Source organism: Actinomycetota bacterium, from assembly GCA_035759705.1.
Classification (GTDB): domain Bacteria; phylum Actinomycetota; class CADDZG01; order JAHWKV01; family JAHWKV01; genus JAJCYE01.
The window spans coordinates 1-3,742 of the sequence record DASTUJ010000184.1; the positions used below are offsets into that span (position 1 = coordinate 1).

At 63.9% G+C, this 3,742-nt stretch carries 5 protein-coding genes; all 5 read left to right on the forward strand.

Annotation, left to right across the window (positions count from 1 at the left end; genetic code table 11):
- Positions 1-1,018 (forward strand): FAD-dependent oxidoreductase (locus VFV09_12770; protein ID HEU4868586.1); only part of this gene is annotated, 1,018 nt, incomplete at its 5' end.
- Positions 1,018-1,263 carry a hypothetical protein gene (locus VFV09_12775; protein ID HEU4868587.1) on the forward strand — a complete coding sequence of 82 codons (246 nt, stop codon included), beginning with the start codon at positions 1,018-1,020 and terminating at the stop codon, positions 1,261-1,263. The genes VFV09_12770 and VFV09_12775, both read left to right, overlap by 1 nt.
- A gap of 48 nt (positions 1,264-1,311) precedes the next feature.
- Positions 1,312-1,797 (forward strand): MSMEG_0572/Sll0783 family nitrogen starvation response protein, encoded by a 486-nt coding sequence (locus VFV09_12780; GenBank protein ID HEU4868588.1) that lies wholly within the window; start codon positions 1,312-1,314, stop codon positions 1,795-1,797.
- 32 nt (positions 1,798-1,829) lie between these two features.
- Positions 1,830-2,468, forward strand: coding sequence for a hypothetical protein (locus VFV09_12785; GenBank protein ID HEU4868589.1), 639 nt, complete (start codon positions 1,830-1,832; stop codon positions 2,466-2,468).
- Positions 2,469-2,650: 182 nt separating this feature from the next.
- The coding region (locus VFV09_12790) for an MSMEG_0568 family radical SAM protein (protein ID HEU4868590.1) at positions 2,651-3,742 on the forward strand (1,092 nt) is incomplete at its 3' end.

Here is a 3,742-nt window from a genome sequence, read left to right on the forward strand (position 1 = left end):
CGCCACCGGCTTCAACTACAAGGACCCCGGTGTACCCGGCACCGACCTCGAAGGCCTCTATTACGTAAAGAACATCCGTCAGGCGATGGAGTGGGACAAGATCCTCGACAGCGTGAAAAAGGCGGTTGTCGTCGAGGCCTCCCCGCTGGGCCTCGAGATGGTCACCGCCCTGGCGCACCGGGGCATCGAGACCCATCTGGTCGACCCCCATCCGTGGGCGCTTGCCGAGGTCGGAGACCCGGACATCATGAAGCCGGTCATGGACTCGTGGACCGAGATGGGCGTGATCAGCCACTACAACACCAAAGTCGAGGCGTTCCTGGGCGAAGGCAAGGTCCGCGCAGTCCAGACCAACGAAGGCGAGCTCGAAGCCGACCTGGTGGTGATCTGCACCCACAAGACCCCGAACAACAAGCTCGCCCGCGAGGCGGGGCTGGACATCGGGTCGACCGGCGGGATCATCGTCGACCAGCGCATGGCCACCTCCAAGCCCGGCGTGTTCGCCGCCGGCGACTGCAACGAGCTGCCGCACGGCATCACGAAGATTCCAATCCAGGGCCTCTCCGGCAGCCACGCGTACGCCCAGGGCAAGGTCGCAGGCAACAGCGCCGTGGGCGGCGACCGCCTCTACCAGCCGGTTTACGTCCCGTGGGGCATGGTCGCGGGCAAGTGGATGATCGGCGGAGTCTCATTTGGCGAGACGCTGGCGACCGCCCTCGGCATCCCGTTCGTCCTCGGCGTTGCGCAGGGAATCTCCCGCGCACGCTACTACCCGGACATGAAGCCGGTGCGGGTAAAGCTGCTGGCCGAGCCGGGCACGCTGAAGCTGATCGGCGCCCAGATGGTGGGCGGCGAGGGCATCAAGGAGAGGGCCGACTTCCTGGCGGTGGCCGTCAAGACCGGCGTGACTCTTCACGACCTGGCCTGGATGGAGAACGTGTACTCACCGCCGATCGGGGCCCTGAACGAGCCCATCGCTATGGCCGCACAGAACGGCCTCGCTTCCCTCAAGTCCTGATGGGGTTCTTCCAATGGGTTCGCTCCAACTCAGAGCACTACCTGATGGAGGCCTCACAGCGCGAGATGGCCAAAAAGTACATGGGCACCGAACCCCCGGTGACCGGAGCCACATTCAAGGACATCTTCTTTCGCCGGCTGTTCGTACCCATCTACCGTCGGCTGCCCTACCGGTTGACCAAGATCGTGATGATGGCCATGCCGGGCAGCCACCACAAGGACTGGGGAGGAAGTTCCAAACTTTAGTTGAAGCCGCAGCAAGTCAACGACGCACCGAGTAAAGGGAGGTTGTGCATGGCAGACATCGTTGGTGAGCGAGTAGCGAAGGGTTCGGCCATCGTCGACTACGACGACAAGGTCTTCGAGGACGTCCAGGCAGAGCCCGGCGAGAAGGCATACGTCTTCATGCACACGGTTCCCTTCGAGGGGTCGGTCGGCATCGTCAACATGCTGACCACCACCCGGCTCATCCGTAAGGGATTCGACGTCAGCCTCGTGCTGTTCGGCCCCGCGTCGCTGATGGCATCGGCGACCCGCGGTTTCCCGAACGTCGGGGACGTGGCCTTCCCGGGTCACATGAACTACAACAACCAGCTGCAGACGATCATGGACGAGGGCGGCAAGGTCTACGCCTGCCGGTTCTCCGCCGCAGCCCTGTACGGCATGCGCGAGGTCGACATGATGGAGGGCGTTATCCCGGTCCACCCGCGCGACATTGCGGATGCGGCGCTGACCGCGTGGCGGGAGCGGGCCTTCCAGATGAACACCTGGAACCTCTAGGAACGGGGACGTTCGAACCACCCGAGCCCTTGGTGTCGGGTGACCCCCAAAAACTGAAACAGCAGGAAGCGATTCGGCGCTGGAATACCGCCGAGCAGCAGCTCTACCCGGCGCTGCTCAGTTCGCCCGCAGGCTTCGAACGGCACACGTCGCTCGTTCGCGGGATATGCGACGAGCTCGGGTCCGTCCGGGATGTCGAGGCTCTCGTCGATGCATTCGATGAGGGCCTCGACATCGCCGGCAGAGCCGCCGAAGCCCTATCGCTGCCCACCCAAGGAGTCGACCTCGATCTCGTGCTCGGCGCCGCATTCTGCCTTCGCTACCGGGAGGTCCTGGCCGAGACGCGCCGGGACGCGATGAAAAGACGGATCGACCAAGCACGGTCACAGGGCGACTCCTGGGTGGACCTGGAGGGCTCCCCACCGTTTCTTCGAATGCCGTTCCCGCCGTGGCACAGCGTCGAGATGCAACTGTCCGACGGCACCGGAATCCACGCCTGGGCGGAGGAGAGTCTGGATGAATCCGGCGACGGGATCGAGTTCGGGGTCGAGGTTGTAAGGCTCGATCCGCAGACCGGAGCTTGGCTTTCGGAGATCCCGCCCGGCGATCGACAGACCTTCTCGGACTACCGACTGTGGCAGCAGGCGATCGAATCATTAAAAGCTCGTTAAAGAGTCCTCAAACCCCTTTGACAGCCAGCGCGGAAGGGGCGGAGAATATCGGTTGAGAAATGAACGTTTCTTAAAGTGTTCACGGCACGTTTCCTAAGGTGGACGTCAGGGTACGGCCACTCAACGCGACGTTGCTGAGAAAAAGCAGCTTCACTTCCTCGATAAAAGTTCGGAGGAGCTGAATGGGCCCCAACGGTGACGGCAGCGCGGTAGACGTAAAACCCGACCTTGGAAAACTCCTCGTCGAGCTCCAGCGGTACGGGGTCCAGGTGGAGGACATCGGGGCTCGAACCGGGGGCGCCGGCCCGTCCGATGCCGGAATGATGTGGATCGAAGGCGTCCCGGTTACTTTTCCCTTCGGCGCCGAGTTCGTGGCCACCTCCCCGTTCGTCCTGAAGGAAGAGGACTCCGGCTGGCAGCTTTACCGGGACGGACAGAGGCTTGCAGCGGCCACGGTTCCTCCCCGCCCGAAGTGCTACGAGCTGACCACCTCAGACGGCATCCCCTACTGGAAGATCGCCCTCCTGCACCTCGACTCCCTGGCCAGCACGGTGATCCAAACCTGCGTCTACTGGGGCAACGAGGACCAGTGCCACTTCTGCGGCATCGAGCTATCCCTGGAGGCCGGGCGGACCATCCCGGTCAAGAAGCCGGCTCAGCTCGCCGAGGTGGCCAAGGCCGCCAAGGAGCTCGACGGAGCCGTCGACGTCACCCTCACCACCGGCACCAACAACGCTCCCGACAAAGGGGCCCTCTACGTGGCCAAATGCGCCAAGGCCATCAAGGAGTCGTGCGGCCTTCCGGTCCAGGGCCAGTTCGAGCCGCCGGACGACCTGTCGGTGTTCGCACAAGTGAAGGAGATGGGCGTCGACTCGGTCGGAATGCACGTCGAGTCATTCGACCCGGAGGTCTTCGCCCGCGTAGCCCCCGGCAAGGCGAAGAGGGGCATAGAGGCCTACTTCACCGCCTGGGAGAAGGCGGTCGAGGTCTTCGGGGAGGGACAGGTCTCCACCTACGTGATCCTCGGCATGGGTGAGGACCCCAAGCTGACCGCCGACGGCTGCCGGCGGGCGATCGACATGGGCGTCTACCCGTTCGTGGTCCCGATCCGCCCGATCCCCGGGAGCATCCTTCAGGATCTCCTTCCGCCGCCGCCGGAATACGTGGAGTCGATGTACCGCCAGGTGGTTCCGCACCTGGTTGCGAGCGGGTTTACGTCGTCGAACGTGAAGGCCGGCTGTGCCCGGTGCAACGCGTGCTCGGGGATGAGCGCC